The organism is Bradyrhizobium sp. USDA 3315, from assembly GCF_054056795.1.
On the sequence record NZ_JBSRYP010000001.1, the window covers coordinates 7,017,726 to 7,033,813 of the forward strand.

Here is a 16,088-nt window from a genome sequence, read left to right on the forward strand (position 1 = left end):
AGCTTGCCTTATCGATACTTCTCCCGCGAGTGTTGCATTTGGGAGACTGCGTTTGCGGTTGAATCAGCGTATAGCTCCAACCATGGCGCGGGCGCTCGCGTCTGGGATCGTGCTTCGGGACCGTTTGGAAGCCGATCGGGGTGCTGGGGGATTGATAATGAAGAAGTTTTTGCTCGGTACGGTTGCTCTGATTGCGTTTGCTGCGCCTGCCGCGGCTGCCGATCTCGCTGCGCGCCCCTACACCAAGGCGCCGCCGCCAGTGGTTGCCCCGATCTATGACTGGACCGGCTTCTACATCGGCGCCAACGGCGGCTGGGGCTCGAGCCACAATTGCTGGGACCAGCTCCCGGCCGGCATCTTCCTCGCATCAGATGGTTGCCATGATGCAACCGGCGGCGTCGCCGGTGGCCAGATCGGCTATCGCTGGCAGGCCGGCACCTGGGTGTTCGGCCTTGAAGCGCAGGGCGACTGGGCTGACCTGAAGGGCAGCAACAACAGCGCGATCTTCCCGGGCCTGTTCACCAACCAGTCCAAGATCGACGCGTTCGGCCTGTTCACCGGCCAGATCGGCTACGCCGTCAACAACGTGCTGCTCTACGCCAAGGGCGGCGCGGCACTGACCGACAACCGCTTCAACACCTACTTCACGCCGACCGGTGTGCTCGTCGGCAGCGCCAGCGACACCCGCTGGGGCGGTACCGTCGGCGCCGGCATCGAAGTCGGCTTCGCGCCGAACTGGACCGCAGGCATCGAATACGACCACCTGTTCATGCAGGACAAGACCTACAACCTGATCGCTCCCAACGGCACGCTGAACAGCACCATCCGCGATCGCCAGGACGTCGACCTCGTCACCGTCCGCGTGAACTACAAGTGGGGTGGCCCGGTCGTCGCGCGCTACTGATCGCGCCAGGCCGATTGATCCAGACGAAAGGCCGGCCTCGCGCCGGCCTTTTTGTTTGCGCCTGTTTGTGCGCCGGCTTTTTCGTTGCGTGTGCACGCGCACCTCACCGGGGCCGTTTTCGGTGCGTTGTGGTTTCGCGGATACACACGTTCCGGCATTTCTCTGTAGAAGCACCAGCACGTCACGCGACACTGCTGTGACGCTCTCTTCAAGATCTCTGAAGGGACAACAAGAAAATGGGACTGGGACTTTGAAAATGAGGATTGTTTTGCTGGCCTCGGCCGGCATGTTTGCACTGAGCGCTTTTGCACCGGCAATGGCCGCCGACATGGCGGCACGCGCGCCTTACGTGAAGGCTCCGGCGCCGGCCGCGATCTACAACTGGACCGGCTTCTACGTCGGCGGCTTCGGCGGCTACGCCAGCGAGAACTCCGGCACCCCGAGCATGGAAGGCGGCTTCGGCGGCGGCACCATCGGCTACAACTGGCAGGCCGGCAACATCGTGTACGGCCTCGAGGTCGACGCTGCAGGCGCTGACATCGACGCATCGGTCTCGACGCTCGGCGTCACCGCCCGCAGCAAAATCGACTCGCTCGGCACCGTGCGCGGCCGCCTCGGCTTCGCCGTCGACAAGGTGCTGTTCTACGGCACCGGCGGCTACGCCTGGGCCAACAACGAGGTCAGCGTCACCGCGCTCGGCGTGACCGCCTCGCAGAGCAACTTCCACTCCGGCTGGACCGTCGGCGCCGGCGTCGAAGCCTTCATCGCCCCGCAGTGGTCGATCAAGGGCGAATACCTGTATCGCAGCCTCGACAGCGAGAACTATTTCGGCGTGCCCTCCGGTACGCTCGAGCTGCACAGCGCCCAGTTCGGCGTGAACTATCACTTCGGCGGCCCGATCGTCGCCAAGTACTAAGATTGATCTGCGATCAGAACGCACCGAAAGGCCGGCCTCGCGCCGGCCTTTTTGCGTAAGAGCGTTTTCGAGCGAAGCGGATTCCGGCTCGCGGAAAGAAAACGGGTCAAAGCAGGAATCTGGAGCCCCTGTTCCGATTCCATCGGAACGGGGGAAAGGCTTTAGCGGAACCGGCCCTGCTGACGGCTGCTGCCATCAGGCAAACTATCCGTTGATGGACGCGACTCAGCACTGGAAATTGTCGGCCGTTCTTCCTACGTTCCAGCCTTCACACCCCATCGGCGCAAGGTCCCGGCATCACCGGCGATGCGCGCCCAAAAGGCGCCCAAGCATGCGCCCGGAACCGTCGCTATGGATGAAGTGCTCAAGGCGAAGCGCCAACAGAACGCCGGCTCCTCATCGCGCGCCATCACGATCCGTGGCGCGCGCGAACACAATCTGAAGAACATCGACGTCGAGATTCCCCGCGACAAGCTCGTGGTGTTCACCGGCCTGTCCGGTTCCGGCAAATCGTCGCTCGCGTTCGACACCATCTATGCCGAGGGCCAGCGCCGCTACGTCGAGTCGCTGTCGGCTTATGCGCGCCAATTCCTCGAGATGATGCAGAAGCCGGATGTCGACCAGATCGACGGCCTGTCGCCGGCGATCTCGATCGAGCAGAAGACCACGTCGAAGAATCCGCGCTCCACCGTCGGCACCGTCACCGAGATCTACGACTACATGCGCCTGCTCTGGGCGCGCGTCGGCGTGCCCTATTCGCCGGCCACCGGCCTGCCGATCGAGAGCCAGATCGTCTCGCAGATGGTCGATCGCGTGCTGGCGCTGCCGGAAGGCACCCGTCTATATCTGCTGGCGCCGGTCGTGCGCGGCCGCAAGGGCGAGTACAAGAAGGAGCTCGCCGAGTATCTCAAGAAGGGCTTTCAGCGCGTCAAGATCGACGGCACCTTCTACGAACTGTCCGAAGCGCCCGCGCTCGACAAGAAATTCCCGCACGACATCGACGTCGTGGTCGACCGCATCGTGGTGCGTCCCGACCTCGCCCAGCGCCTTGCGGAAAGCTTTGAGACCGCGCTGAAGCTCGCCGAGGGCCTCGCCGTGATCGAATACGCCGATGCGCCGGCGGCGGCAGCGCAGGACGACAAGAAAGAGGACAAGAAGAAGACCGCCAAGATCCACGACAAGAGCGGGCCCGAGCGTATCCTGTTCTCGGAGAAGTTCGCCTGTCCGGTCTCCGGCTTCACGATCCCCGAGATCGAGCCGCGCCTGTTCTCGTTCAACAACCCCTATGGCGCCTGCCCGGCCTGCGGCGGCCTCGGCGTCGAGCAGCATATCGACGAGGACCTGGTCATCCCCGACAAGGAGCTGACCTTGCGCAAGGGCGCGATCGCGCCCTGGGCGAAATCGTCCTCGCCCTACTACATCCAGACCCTGACCGCGCTCGGCAAGCACTACAAGTTCACGCTCGACACCAAGTGGAAGGACCTCACCAAGAAGGTCCAGAACGCGCTGCTGCACGGCTCCGGCGACGACGAGATCAAGTTCTCCTATGAGGACGGCGTCCGCTCCTACGACACCAAGAAGCCGTTCGAGGGCGTCATCACCAACATCAACCGCCGCTACCGCGAAACCGAGAGCGAGTGGGCGCGCGAGGAGCTCGGCAAGTATTTCTCCGACGTGCCCTGCGAAGGCTGCAACGGCCATCGGCTGAAGCCCGAGGCGCTGTGCGTTAAGATCGGCGGCAAGCATATCGGCGAGATCTCCGAGCTCTCGGTCAAGCGCGCCGGCGAATGGTTCGAGACGGTGCCGGAGGCGCTGAACGCGCAGCAGAACGAGATCGCGACGCGCATCCTGAAAGAGATCCGCGAGCGCCTGACCTTCCTGCTCGATGTCGGCCTGAACTACCTGACGCTGTCGCGCTCCTCCGGCACGCTGTCGGGCGGCGAGAGCCAGCGCATCCGCCTCGCCTCGCAGATCGGCTCGGGCCTCACCGGCGTGCTCTACGTGCTGGACGAGCCGTCGATCGGCCTGCACCAGCGCGACAATGCCCGCCTGCTCGACACGCTGAAGCGGCTGCGCGACCTCGGCAACACCGTGGTCGTGGTCGAGCATGACGAGGATGCCATCCGCCTCGCCGATTACGTGCTCGACATCGGGCCCGGCGCCGGCATGCATGGCGGCCACATCGTCGCCGAAGGCACGCCCGACCAGATCATGCGCAACCCGAAATCGCTGACCGGCAAGTATCTCACCGGCGAGCTGTCGGTGCCTGTGCCCGACCGGCGGCCGCCGAACCACCGGCGCACCATCAAGGTCGTCAACGCGCGCGGCAACAACCTCAAGAACGTCTCGGCCGAAATCCCGCTCGGCCTGTTCACCTGCGTGACCGGCGTCTCCGGCGGCGGCAAGTCGACGCTGCTGATCGACACGCTGTACCGCGCCATCGCCCGCAAGCTGAACAACGCCAGCGAAGGCGCCGCGCCGCACGACCGCATCGAGGGCCTCGAGCACATCGACAAGATCATCGACATCGACCAGTCGCCGATCGGCCGCACGCCGCGCTCCAACCCCGCGACCTATACCGGCGCCTTCACGCCGATCCGCGAATGGTTCGCCGGCCTGCCGGAGGCGAAGGCGCGCGGCTACGAGCCCGGGCGCTTCTCCTTCAACGTCAAGGGCGGCCGCTGCGAGGCCTGCCAGGGCGACGGCGTCATCAAGATCGAGATGCACTTCCTGCCGGACGTCTACGTCACCTGCGACACCTGCAAGGGCAAGCGCTACAACCGCGAGACGCTGGAGGTCCTGTTCAAGGGCAAGAGCATCGCCGACGTGCTCGACATGACGGTCGAGGAAGCCGCCGAGTTCTTCAAGGCGGTGCCGCGCGTGCGCGAGACCTTCCAGACCCTGCACCGCGTCGGCCTCGACTACATCCATGTCGGCCAGCAGGCGACGACGCTGTCGGGCGGCGAAGCCCAGCGCGTCAAGCTGGCCAAGGAATTGTCAAAGCGCGCCACCGGCCGCACGCTCTACATCCTGGACGAGCCGACCACCGGCCTTCACTTCCACGACGTGGCCAAGCTGCTCGAGGTGCTGCACGAGCTGGTCGCCCAGGGCAACACGGTGGTGGTGATCGAGCACAATCTCGAGGTCATCAAGACCGCCGACTGGGTCATCGACCTCGGCCCCGAAGGCGGCGACGGCGGCGGCGAGATCGTCGCCTGGGGCCCGCCCGAGGACATCGTCAAGGCCCCGCGCAGCTACACCGGCAAGTTCCTGGCTCCGGTGCTGAAGAAGGCGAACAGCAAGCCGAGGAAGAGCTCAGCGAGCGAGGCGGCGGAGTAAAAAGGACCTGTACGTGGACACGCGCGATCCAAAAGAGAAGGGTCTCGATGATCGGCTGAATGCGCTAACGGCGGTTCGTCCTGACTGTCTCTATTTCGCGATTACGCTGACGGCAGACGACGATGGCAAGGTTATTTTTGGAACGCAGACTGAGTGGGTGGGCTGGTCAGACGAAGACCGACGCGAAGAGCTCCGAACTGCGCGTCTCGTTTACCCACAGTTCGTGGAGCTTTGGAGGCATGCACATCAGCCCTATGCTGTTGTTCATACACCCGACGAGTTGTGTCTCTTCCTGATTGGTGGCCGGAAACGCTCTACTGGAAGAATCTCTGGGACGGTCCATTTTTCTTCGTCTCTTGGGAAGGGCCGGACGTTCGATCCATGACGGCGCGACCGGATTCATTTCGCCTGGTCTACTGCCCGAAACTGCTTTTCGGCGAGCGCCGACGCCAAAAGTAAGAATGCAGGTTTTAACGCGTGACAGGCGACGTTGCCGCATTTGCGGGCGACGTCCTGACGATTGCGAGGACGTTGTGCTTCATGTGCATCATATCCGACCATGGGAAAAGGGCGGCGTCACTGATCTGAGAAATTTGATTACTCTTTGTCACACGTGTCACGGCGGTCTAGAACCTCACCATGATCCCAGTCTTTTTCAATATTTGACGCCTGACGACCCGGTTGCTGCTCAGCTAGCTAGCTTCCGAAAGGGAGTTGCAAACTACCGCCGCGTCGGCTTTCTCTCTGGAATACAAACCAGCACTGATCGACGGATGGCATCAGCACGACGTCGCCGCAATCAACCGAGTGCGCAACAAGCGTAGTGCTGTTGGCCCAATAGTGGTGGCTTGCCCCTACGGTCCTCACTTCCCGCGATAGGTGGCGACCTGCCAGACGTTTGCCCAGGCATCCCGGACCGTCGCGCGTCGGTCGCCATACGGCATATCCGCGGGTATCTCGATGGATTCACCGCCTGCCGCGATCGCCCGCCGATAGGTCTCGTCTACGTTCGGAACATAGACGTAGAGAAAGGCCGGCATCGCCTCGCGCACGCCTCCGCCGTCGCTGATCAGGATGATCGAGTCTCCGATCCGGATTTCCGTTGGCGCGCCGGAGCGGACTTCGCCCTGCGCATCGAAAACGTCTCGAAGAAATCTGGCCAAGCCGGTGAGGTCGCGGGTGACAATTCGCGGTATGACGGAAGGCCAGCCTGCGGACTTGAATTGGGTCATGTGCCTGACTTAGTAGCCCGCATGAGCGGAGCGATATGCGGGGTCTATCAGCCGAACAAGTTGACCGCTCCCGCATGTCGCTTCGCTCATGCGGGCTACGGTCTCTCAACCGCTCTGCTACACCGCCCAATAATTCGGGTGCGTGTAGGATCGCGAGCGGTCGCCCCAGTCGAATTCGTCGCCGTCGAATTCGGAGGGTCCTGACCGCAGATCATCCAGCGTCACCTCGGCCTCGAAGGCCTGCCGCACAGGATCAAATCGCAGCGCGGTCCATCTGACGGGATAGTGGTGGTGGGTGCTCAGCACGCCGCCGGTCTTGATGATGGCGTAGGCCACCGTTCCGCTCACCTTGTCGAGCATCAGCCGCTCGATCGACCCAAGTTTCGTCCCGTCGCGCCCGAAGACGCAGACGTGCTCGACCCGGTCACTGGGCACCAAGGTATGATGCATGGCATCCTCCCTGTTTCCTGGCGTTTGTCTGATAATATAGGCCTGTCGCGCTGGTGAGCCAATGGGTCGCAGCTCGGCGACACGTCGCAGGGCGCGGTTGGCTCTATCCTGCGGCGGCGGACGCTTGCACAATTTCGGAATAATAAAAACGTACCGCTGATTTGCCCGACGCGTCAAGTCGCTTTTCCGAGTCTCGGCGGCAGCCTGCTCCTTTGCATGGGGTTGTTTTCGATATTTTGGGACACCCCACGCACCTTCCCCCTACTCCGTCCGTCTCAGGAATGCCCCGAACGCGCGCGGGCCGTCGCCGACCTTGACCTCGCCTATCACCTTCATCTCGGCGGCGTCGATCACGCTCAGCGTGTTGCTTTCCCAGTTCGCGACCAGGATGCGCTTGCCGTCGGCGGTCGCCTCGATGCCTTCGGGGTAATCGCCGACCGTAATCCGCTTCACGGGCTGCAACGTCGCGAGGTCGAACACGCTGACCTTGCCGTCATACTGGTCGGTGACGAAGCCGCGGCCCTGCGCCAGCGCCACCGCGTAGGGGCGCAGGCCGACATGCACGCGGCCGATCTCGCGCGCGGTTGCGACGTCGATCACCGAGACGTCGTTGGTGCCGACATTGGCGGTGTAGGCACGCTTGCCATCGGCATCGATGGTGACACCGAACGGCCGACTCCCGACCTTCACGATCCCCCTCCGCTCGCGCGAGGCGGTGTCGATGATGGAGACGCTGTCATCGTCGCGATCCGCCGACAGCAGCAGCAGCCCATCCGGCGTCACCGCCAGCCCGGACGGGGATGCACCGACCGCGATACTTGCGACGACACGCCGCTCTCTGGCATCGATCACCCGCACCGCGGCGGCGTACCAGTCGGCGACATAGACCGTCGCGCCGTCGGGCGCGACCGCGATGCCGAGCGGCCCGCCGCCGACATCGACCCGGCCTACCACCTTTCGCGCCGGCGCGTCGACTACCGTGACCGCCTTGGCATCCGGGCTGGTCACATAGGCGAAGCGGCCGTCATTGCTGACGGCAACGCCGGCGGGCTTGCCGCCGATCGCGATGGTCGCAACCGGCTTCGAGGTCGCGAGATCGACCACCGTGAGGTCGTCGCTGAGCTGGTTGGTGACGAACGCCTCCTCGGCATGCGCGGCGCCGAGGCTGGCAAGCAGCGCGACGAGCGCAATCGCGCGCACGGCTAAAGCCCGATGAGATTGGGACAAACCATCATCGCGCTTTAGCCCCTCGTTTTGAGCATGATCTTGTCGGAAACCGCTTCGCACTTTTCCGGATCATGCTCAGGTCCCGCTCTCGATCTTCTTCTTCAGCGCTTCGAGCCCGGCCTTGTAGAGCCCGCTCACCGCCTTCACCGCGGCCTCGTCGCTCAGTTCCGGCGGCGGATCATTGTTCGGAAAACCGCGGTAGAACGCGCCGGCCCATTCCAGCTTCGACTTGCCGTCCGGCGCCGGCGACACCGTCAGCGTCGAGGAATAATTGGTGACCGGCAGCACCTTCACGTCGACCGCCGTGATCCGGTACGAATAGCTCATCATCTCTGGTTCGTATTTGTAGAGCTCCTCGTCGATGGTAATGCCGGGCGCCAGTGTCAGCCGCCGTGTGGCGCCGATCTCGTTGCCCTTCTCGCCCTCGGTCTTGGCGACACCGGCAAGCCAGCTCATGTCCTGGAAATTGCCGATCACCGCCCACACCTTGGCCTGCGGCGCATCGATCTCGATGGATTCCCGCACCTTCTGGCGGGTCGGCCCATGGGCCCAGGCGGCCCCCAACACGGCCAATGCCGCCACCACCACGAAAGTCCGTGCGATCGTCCGCCTCATCCTTGGTCCTCTCCCGATGTCTGTCGGCCCTGCGCCGCCTGGCGCATGCCGCAGTTTATGATTGGAGGTTCTAGACTAGACCGGCAACCTGCTTCTTGCACCAGAGCGAAGTCGCGGCCGGCGGCTTCCCCGGGAGGCAAGCCTGCCGGTCAGCGGTTTCACTCCTCGATCGCCGCCTCGACGAACCCTTTCGGATCGTCGCAGAACTCGCGCATCAGCCGGTAGTGATCGGTGTCCTTCAGGCCCACCGGCTCCAGCCCACATTTGGTAACCCGCAACAGCGTCGCGTTCGGATACGCCATCAGCATCGGCGAATGCGTCGCCATGATCACCTGGCAGTGGCCGGTGCCGTTCATCCGGTGCAACAATTTGAGGAATTCGATCTGCCGCGACGGCGACAGCGCGGATTCCGGCTCGTCGAAGATGAAGATGCCCTGCCGCTGGCAACGCTCGTTGAAGAAGCGCAGGAAGCCCTCGCCGTGGGAATAGGACAGGAAGTTCGGCGGCACGTCTCCGACATCCAGCGCGGCCTCGTCGACGTAGCGCGCCACCGAGAAAAAGCTCTCGGCGCGGAAGAACCAGCCATTCGTGATCTTAGGTAGCCAGCTGGCACGCAGCGCCGACGCAAGCGAGCCGCCCATCTTCTCAACGGCATTGCCGTGGTCGACCGCGCGATAGCCCTTGCCGCCGCCGGCGTCATCATAGCCGGCCATCACGGCGATCCCCTCGAGCAGTGTCGACTTGCCGGTGCCGTTCTCGCCGACGATGATGGTGATCGCCATGTCGAAGCTGAGCTCGAATTCGTCGCGCAGCAGCGGCAGCGCGAACGGATATGCGTTGCGATTGGGAATGCGCTCGGGATCGAGCCAGACGCGCCTCAGATATGGCGCGGGCATGTTGATCGGGCGGTGTCGTCCTCTGGCCATCGGCGCGGATCCGGGGAAACAACGGCGGGTGGCCCAGTTTATATGATAGGAGCCCGCAGCAATCCTAGATGGCCGGATGTCCCATGGCTAGCAAAGCTTACGCCCTCTTCCGCAAGGCGATCCTCAACGAACAGCAAGCGGTCTGCATCTATGACGGCCGGCCGCGCGAACTCTGCCCGCACATCATCGGCCACAACAAGAGCGGTGAGGAGGTCGTGCTGGCCTGGCAGTTCGGCGGCTCGAGCTCGGGCCAACTGCCGCAATGGCGCTGCCTGCGGCTCGCTCACGTCACCGACATCAGCCTGCGCAACGGTCCTTGGCACGAGGGCGGATCGCACCGCACCGAGCAGACCTGCGTCAGCGCCATCGACCTCGACATCAACATCGATGTCCGCAAGCGGCGGTGAGTGGCCCCTGCGCCCTCTGGTCAAGAGAAGGCGGCAAAGGCGGCAAACCTCGGACAATTCATGTCGCGAGAATGCGGATGTGTGACTCGCAGATCGCGCAACAGATTAGGCGTCGTCCCGGGCAAGCGAAGCGCGACCCGGGACCTATAACCACCGAAGGTCAATAGTGCACGACGCTGGAGCCACAGCTCGCTTCGACAACGAACGTCTGTGGTTATGGGTCCCTGCTCTCGCACTAGGGCATGCACACATTTCTGAGGCTCCATCCGAGAGCGACGGCGCGGAAGTAATCGAGACCGTTTTTGAAGGTGATGGGGCCTGGTGGCTTGGAGGACGGATAGCCGTCCCATCCTCCAATGCGGCCGATAATCCAGGCCGCCCAGGCAAGACGATCGGACGGATGCGGGTTCTTCAGTCGTCTGTTCCTGGCTTCAAGCTGCTGATTGAGGGCGGTCAACGCATCGATCTCGCTGGGATTGAAGGCAACGTGAAGCGACTGCTGGCTCCCGTTGCGCGCTTGCAGGAGCTGGATGGTGATGATCGCGGCCTTGGCAGCGATGGCAACCAATTTGAGAAGCCGGCCGGCGGTGCCGATCTGGCTATCCTCGAGCTTGAAGCCCTGCGTCTTGAGGACGCGGAAGAACTGCTCGATGATCCAGCGCTGCTTGTACCAGGCGACGATGCGCCAGGCATCGTCTGAACTGGTGACCTCGTGAGAGGTGAGAAGACGCCAGTGCAACGGCTCGACGTTGGGATCGGCATTGATCTCGCGGACGTCAACGATGGCCAGATGCAGGCTTTTCGGCAAATGGCGCAGGAACTTGCTTTGCGGCCGGGCCAGCTCGATTGCGCCGAAGCGAAGTTCGAGGTCCATCGGACGTGCAGGCCGCCCCGCACGCGCAGGCAACTCGATGATGCGACGCTCTACCGCCGTCATGGCGTCGATCGCCGCATACAAACCCGTCGTGTCGGCCAGCTTGCGATCATGCATGCTGCGGGCGATCACGCGGTAGTCTTGCTCGGCTGCGCTGGCATAAAGAGCAAAGATGTCGCTCTCGCGGTCACCAAGCAGGGTCACCATTGCAGCACCGGTAAGCAGCGGCTTGGCCGCAAGGGCGGTGGCAATCCAGCGCTGCGATTCCTTGTCCGACAGGTCGCGGCTGTCATGCGAGACGCTCCGAGGGCCTTCACGCGTCCACACCTCGCCGCTCAAAAGTCCCAGGCAGGTGCCATTGTCCGCATCCACCGCCAGCATCGGGTGCAGCAGCACGCCGTGGTGATTGCCCTTGCCGATCTCCCCGAGCCCGCGCCGGCGTTGCGGCGTGGTGTTGAAGTGGATCTCGCTGGTGTCCTGGATCGCCAAAACATGGCGGCCTGTAACCGCCGCAGCCGTGCTTTCGCTCCAGCTTTCGATGATGCGCTCCTTCGTCACCTTGGAGTTACCGAGAAAGCGGTTGAACCGCACCTCCAGCGCGCGGTCTCCCTTGGAAAGCCGCCGAAGGCATACATCCTTGCCCGCGACCATGCGTCCGATGAGCGCCGCCCCCCTTTATCGAGACGACCATCCTCGAACCGGCCCAACGTCCAGTCAATCCGCGACAACATGCTGGCACCTCCGCCCAAGCCGAAGTGCCGTAATAGAAGTCACCGAGACCCCCGATTCTGGAATCCCCAATCTCTGACCCGAGTCAATCCGTCGCACCAGATGTGTGCATCCCCTAGTGCTCTCGCAGGGACGACAGCGGAGGCCGCGGCGCGATATCGGCTCCGGCGAACGCCAGGACGACCGCCGGGAGAACGCGCCCGCCCCTACGGCTGCTCCGCCTCCTCCAACACCTCCAGCGCCAGCTCCATCGTCATCAGCACCGGATTGTCGCCGCGCACCAGGCGTCCCTCGGCGATGCCGCCGAGATAGTCGACCAGTGCGATGTCGAGCTCTGCATGCAGCCGGCCATCCGCGTCCGGTGCGATCTCGCCCGCGGTCACCGCGAGCTCGGTCGCGAACGGCACCACGCTGTGGCCGTCAGTGAAGACGGCGCCGATGGTCGAGCCGACGCCGCCATGCAGCCGCGCGCGCAGGATGCCGTGCTGGCGGCAGAAGCCTTCCAGCGCGCAGGCAAAATCCTGGTTCGGCCGCAGCCGCAGCGCGAAGGCATGGCTCGTGGTCCTGGCCCCACGCGGCGCGCTGGCGACGGGACCGAACAGCTTGAAATTGGTCTCACTGTCCGCTTCGGCCAGGAACGTCGCGCCGTCGATCCCGAACGCGTTCACCTCGAACGGCTCGGCGACAATGGTTTCGTCCGGCAGCATGTGGCCGCCGTTGAAACGGCCGTCGGCTTCGGTCCACAGGCCGTGGCAATGAAAGAACGGCGCGCCGGCGCGTTCGCCGAAGGTCAGCGCCGCGAGCTTGAGCCGCGTCACGCCGTCGAGACGGAACGTGTCGCTGTAGAACGCAGCGTTGACGCCATCCTTCGACAGCGCCGGCATCACATAGGCGAACGGCCCGAGCGCGCCGCTTTTCGCGCTCAGGACGCCGCTGCAAAAGCCCTCCGCCGCAAAGCCGCGGCGCACGGCTTCGAGCAAGGGAATGCCGGCCTCGAGCACGAATGAAAAGGCGCGGCCGCGCGCGCTGACCCATTGGATGCGCTCTGGATGCGGAGCGCCAGGCTGGGCGATGCTGCGCATCGCCTCACGCTCCCGTCGATTTGGCGATCACCTCGAGCAATCCGCGCGCCTCGAGTTCGTCGCGGATCAGCCGCTTCGGCACCTTGCCGTAGCCGGACTTCGGCAGCGCCTCCCAGAAGAAGAAGCGTTTCGGCATCTTGTAGCGCGGCACTTTTGGCGCGAGATAGGCGGCAAGCTCCGCCTCCGCGACCGCCTCGGCGCCCTCGCGCGCGACGCAGACGGCGACGCCGACCTCGCCCCAGAAGGGATCGGGTACGCCGAGCACCGCGACCTCGCCGACCGCGGGATGGGTCAAGAGCTTCTCCTCGATCTCGCGCGGATAGATGTTGGAGCCGCCCGAGATGTACATGTCGGAGGCACGGCCGGTGATGTAGACGAAGCCCTCCTCGTCCATGTGGCCGAGGTCGCCGGTGCGGAACCAGCCGTCGCGAAACGCCTTCGCATTGGCCTCGGGGTTGTCGTAGTAGCCCGCGAACACGCCGGGACCGATCACGCAGATCTCGCCGGTCTCGTGCGCTTTCAGCTCGCTTCCATCGTCGCCCTGGATCGAGACCTGCATCCCGGTGCGCTCGAAGCCGCAGGTGCCGATCCGCGCATGCGGCCCGTCCTCGGGATCGTGCAGGCCGGGCGGCAGCACGGTGATGTTGCCGGTGACCTCACCGAGACCGAAATACTGCACCAGCACGCCACCGAGCTTGTTCAGCGCCGCCTTCTGGTCCTCGCGATACATCGGCGCGCCGGCGTAGATGATGTAGCGCAGCGAGGAATGGTCGTGCTGGTCGGCGGCGGGATGCTCGACCATCATCTTCAGGATGGTCGGCACCGTGAACATGTTGCTGACGCGATGCTTGGCGATCAGCCGGAAGGCTTCGGCGATGTCGAACTTCTCCGACGGCAGCAGGATGGTCGGCACGCCGCGCGCGGTCTGCACCAATTGATGCACGCCGGCGCCATGCGACAGCGGCGCCACCACCAGCGAGGCGTCCTCTTCCGTGGTGCCGGGCATCAAGTCGGCGAGATGGTTGGTGATGACGAAGGCCATCTGGCCATGGGTCAAGACCGCGGCTTTGGAGCGGCCGGTGGTGCCGGAGGTGAAGAAGAACCAGCAGGGATCGTCATAGTCGACGGCAACGTTCTCGACCACAGCGCCGGCGTGCTTGGCGATGACGTCGCCGAGCGTCGCCTCGCCGAACGTGCCCTCCTCCCCGATCTGCCAGACGAATTCGAGCGCGGGATTGGCGGCTGCCTTGGCATGTTCGGGGAAGTCGGCGTGGCACAGAAACGCCTTGGCGCCGGAGGCCGCCGCGAGATAGGCGACCTCGTCCGGCATCAGGCGGAAATTGGTCGGCACCCAGACCGCGCCGAGCCGGAAGGCCGCGAACATCGACCAGAACATCTCGTCGCAGTTCTTGGAATGCACCAGGATGCGGTCGCCCTTGACGATGCCGCGCGCCGCCAATGCCGCCGCCAGCGCCGAGACGTTCTGGTCGATGTGACGCCAGGACCAGGCCTTCTCGTTCCAGACGAAGCCGGGGCGATCGCCGTGGCGGCGGGCGTTCTGTGTCAGGATGTAGGCGAGGTTCATCACCCGGCGCGACACCCGCGCGATCCCGCCGCGCGGCGCGGCAGCAGCCGTCCCGCTCATTGCCGCCCCGCCGATACGCACAACAGACAGGGCAAGGTCAGGACGATCATCGGGTGTTTCCTCGGTCAGAACCGGGCGTCTTCAAGCGCCGCAAGGGATTGGTACCGCCCGGTTTATCGCCAAGCCGCCGCCTTCGGCAAGGCCCGCCGGGCGCGGCCCGATGATACCGCGCGCCGGCGGCGGTCAACCCGTTGTTTTCTGCCCAGCCCACTACTGCGGGTGCTTGGCAAGTTCCTGCTCGCTCAGGTTCCAGTCCTGCCACAGCTGCAACGCGCCTATAAAGGCGACCAGCGCGCCGAGCAGGATGTGCCAGAACTGCAGCGCGTGGTCCTCGGCGTAACCAAAGACCATGGGCGATGCCATCAGCCAGAGACCGAGCAGAATGCTGGCCACCTCCTCCCAGCGGTGCAGCGCGACATATTCGAGCTGGGCGATGCCGAGCACCAGCATGCCGACCATGAAGCTGTTGAGGACGAGGTGGCTGCGCTCGATATCGACGGCGCCGCTCACCTGCATCGGAAACCAGGGCGAGACCATGATCAGCACGCCGAGCAGCATGCCGAGCCAGTCCTCCCAGGGACGGTGTGTGTTGAAGAAACGATTGTCCGACATGACGAACCTCCTCCGACAAGAGGCATACGTCGGCGGCCGGCTCCGCCACTCCGTACCAGACGACCATCCAGCCGCATCAGGGGCGTATGTCTGTCATCAAACGTAATCGAACTGCATCCATCCGCAAGGCCTATCCCCCGTGCGTGAGACGCGACGGGAGCGATCGTTGCCGGCAAGATGTCACCGCGCCCCACCGAGCCGCGCCAGTGCCCCCTTGGCGCTCTGCAAATCGGGCTGCAGCTCGAGCGCCTTGCGGAAATCGGCCGCCGCGCCCTTCTTGTCGCCGAGCCGCAGCTTGGCCTGGCCGCGATTATTCCAGGAATAGACGTCGGTCGGATCGTATTGCAGCGCCTTGTCGTAATCGGCGAGTCCGCCCTTGTTGTCACCCTGAAAGAGACGGATCATGCCGCGGTTGCGCCAGCCGCGCGCATCGGTCGGCGCGATCCTCGCCGCCTCGCCATAGTCGGCGGCGGCGCGATCGAGCTGCTCGGTATCGCGATAGACATTGCCGCGGTTGATGTAGGCGAGCACGTTGGGCTCGAGCTTGATCTCGGTGGTGAAGTCGGCGATCGCATGCGCCGCGTCGCGCTTGCGGTAGTAGACGAAGCCGCGATTGCCATAGGCGGTGGCGAGCTGCGGATTGTATTTGATGGCGAGGCTGAGATCGGCCAGCGCGCGGTCGAGATCGCCCTTGTTGAGCCAGGCATCGCCGCGATTGTTGTAGGCCAGCGCGAGCGCCGGATCGATGCGGATCGCCTCGTCGTAATCGGCAATCGCATGATCGAGATCGCGCTTGAAGGCGTAGACGCGGCCGCGATTGGTGTAGGCGCAGGCATAGGCGGGATCGAGCTTGATGGCCTCGTTGAGATCGGCGAGCGCTGCATCGAGCTCGCGCTTCTCGGTCAGCCCATGGCCGCGATTGCAATACGCCCCGGCCAGCCGCTTGCCGGTCTCGGTCTTGCCGTCGATCACCGTGGTGCAGGCGGACACGCGGTCGCCGGGTGCCGTCGTCAGGCCGACGCAGGTCTGCCAGCTCGGATCGTCGGCGGCGGCGGCTTGCGGCGGGTCTGGAAGCGTCAACGCGGCGCCGAGCAACACGGCGGTCAGGCAGGCCAAAATGCGCATATCGT

General features: G+C 64.3%; 16 protein-coding genes. 6 read left to right on the forward strand and 10 right to left on the reverse strand.

Features of this window, described 5'->3' with window-relative positions:
* The first annotated feature begins 157 nt into the window (after nucleotides 1-157).
* The 5 genes from ACVIYL_RS32940 to ACVIYL_RS32960 all read left to right on the forward strand — a co-directional run bounded on the left by ACVIYL_RS32940 (nucleotide 158) and on the right by ACVIYL_RS32960 (nucleotide 5,983).
* Complete coding sequence (locus ACVIYL_RS32940; protein ID WP_137480818.1) at nucleotides 158-904, forward strand: outer membrane protein; 747 nt, start codon at nucleotides 158-160, stop codon at nucleotides 902-904.
* Between the two features lie 256 nt (nucleotides 905-1,160).
* Entirely contained in the window at nucleotides 1,161-1,820 is a 660-nt protein-coding gene (locus ACVIYL_RS32945; RefSeq protein WP_253608683.1) for an outer membrane protein, read from the forward strand.
* A gap of 351 nt (nucleotides 1,821-2,171) precedes the next feature.
* On the forward strand, nucleotides 2,172-5,159 hold the full coding sequence (uvrA, locus tag ACVIYL_RS32950) for an excinuclease ABC subunit UvrA (protein ID WP_057018510.1): 2,988 nt from the start codon (nucleotides 2,172-2,174) through the stop codon (nucleotides 5,157-5,159).
* Nucleotides 5,160-5,172: 13 nt separating this feature from the next.
* The gene (locus tag ACVIYL_RS32955; RefSeq protein WP_253608684.1) at nucleotides 5,173-5,544 is read left to right on the forward strand and encodes a hypothetical protein; all 372 of its coding nucleotides are present in this window, start codon (nucleotides 5,173-5,175) and stop codon (nucleotides 5,542-5,544) included.
* Nucleotides 5,545-5,620: 76 nt separating this feature from the next.
* The gene (locus ACVIYL_RS32960) at nucleotides 5,621-5,983 is read left to right on the forward strand and encodes an HNH endonuclease (RefSeq protein WP_375167086.1); all 363 of its coding nucleotides are present in this window, start codon (nucleotides 5,621-5,623) and stop codon (nucleotides 5,981-5,983) included.
* Nucleotides 5,984-6,022: 39 nt separating this feature from the next.
* Here ACVIYL_RS32960 and ACVIYL_RS32965 read toward each other — a convergent pair whose 3' ends face one another.
* The 5 genes from ACVIYL_RS32965 to ACVIYL_RS32985 form a co-directional block, all read right to left on the reverse strand.
* Complete coding sequence (locus ACVIYL_RS32965; RefSeq protein WP_253608685.1) at nucleotides 6,023-6,391, reverse strand: VOC family protein; 369 nt, start codon at nucleotides 6,389-6,391, stop codon at nucleotides 6,023-6,025.
* 117 nt (nucleotides 6,392-6,508) lie between these two features.
* Entirely contained in the window at nucleotides 6,509-6,841 is a 333-nt protein-coding gene (locus ACVIYL_RS32970) for a PRC-barrel domain-containing protein (RefSeq protein ID WP_229158910.1), read from the reverse strand.
* Nucleotides 6,842-7,102: 261 nt separating this feature from the next.
* Nucleotides 7,103-8,041, reverse strand: coding sequence for a YVTN family beta-propeller repeat protein (locus tag ACVIYL_RS32975; RefSeq protein WP_253608686.1), 939 nt, complete (start codon nucleotides 8,039-8,041; stop codon nucleotides 7,103-7,105).
* Nucleotides 8,042-8,143: 102 nt separating this feature from the next.
* Nucleotides 8,144-8,683 (reverse strand): SRPBCC family protein, encoded by a 540-nt coding sequence (locus ACVIYL_RS32980; RefSeq protein WP_057018515.1) that lies wholly within the window; start codon nucleotides 8,681-8,683, stop codon nucleotides 8,144-8,146.
* Between the two features lie 158 nt (nucleotides 8,684-8,841).
* Nucleotides 8,842-9,609 (reverse strand): AAA family ATPase, encoded by a 768-nt coding sequence (locus ACVIYL_RS32985; RefSeq protein WP_253608687.1) that lies wholly within the window; start codon nucleotides 9,607-9,609, stop codon nucleotides 8,842-8,844.
* A gap of 83 nt (nucleotides 9,610-9,692) precedes the next feature.
* Here ACVIYL_RS32985 and ACVIYL_RS32990 point away from each other — a divergent pair, with 83 nt between their 5' ends.
* Nucleotides 9,693-10,016 (forward strand): hypothetical protein, encoded by a 324-nt coding sequence (locus tag ACVIYL_RS32990; protein ID WP_253608688.1) that lies wholly within the window; start codon nucleotides 9,693-9,695, stop codon nucleotides 10,014-10,016.
* Between the two features lie 235 nt (nucleotides 10,017-10,251).
* Here the strand turns inward: ACVIYL_RS32990 and ACVIYL_RS32995 are convergent, their stop codons facing one another.
* From ACVIYL_RS32995 to ACVIYL_RS33015, 5 genes are all read right to left on the reverse strand, one after another.
* Nucleotides 10,252-11,541: an IS4 family transposase gene (locus tag ACVIYL_RS32995; RefSeq protein WP_225642830.1), complete on the reverse strand. Its 1,290-nt coding sequence runs from the start codon at nucleotides 11,539-11,541 to the stop codon at nucleotides 10,252-10,254.
* A 284-nt stretch (nucleotides 11,542-11,825) separates the two neighbouring features.
* Nucleotides 11,826-12,701, reverse strand: a complete 876-nt coding sequence (locus ACVIYL_RS33000; protein WP_456780596.1) for a PCC domain-containing protein — start codon at nucleotides 12,699-12,701, stop codon at nucleotides 11,826-11,828.
* A 4-nt stretch (nucleotides 12,702-12,705) separates the two neighbouring features.
* Nucleotides 12,706-14,346, reverse strand: a complete 1,641-nt coding sequence (locus ACVIYL_RS33005; protein WP_076828728.1) for an acyl-CoA synthetase — start codon at nucleotides 14,344-14,346, stop codon at nucleotides 12,706-12,708.
* Between the two features lie 210 nt (nucleotides 14,347-14,556).
* Complete coding sequence (locus ACVIYL_RS33010) at nucleotides 14,557-14,958, reverse strand: SPW repeat protein (protein ID WP_253608690.1); 402 nt, start codon at nucleotides 14,956-14,958, stop codon at nucleotides 14,557-14,559.
* 180 nt (nucleotides 14,959-15,138) lie between these two features.
* The gene (locus tag ACVIYL_RS33015; protein WP_456780597.1) at nucleotides 15,139-16,083 is read right to left on the reverse strand and encodes a tetratricopeptide repeat protein; all 945 of its coding nucleotides are present in this window, start codon (nucleotides 16,081-16,083) and stop codon (nucleotides 15,139-15,141) included.
* Nucleotides 16,084-16,088: the final 5 nt, after the last annotated feature.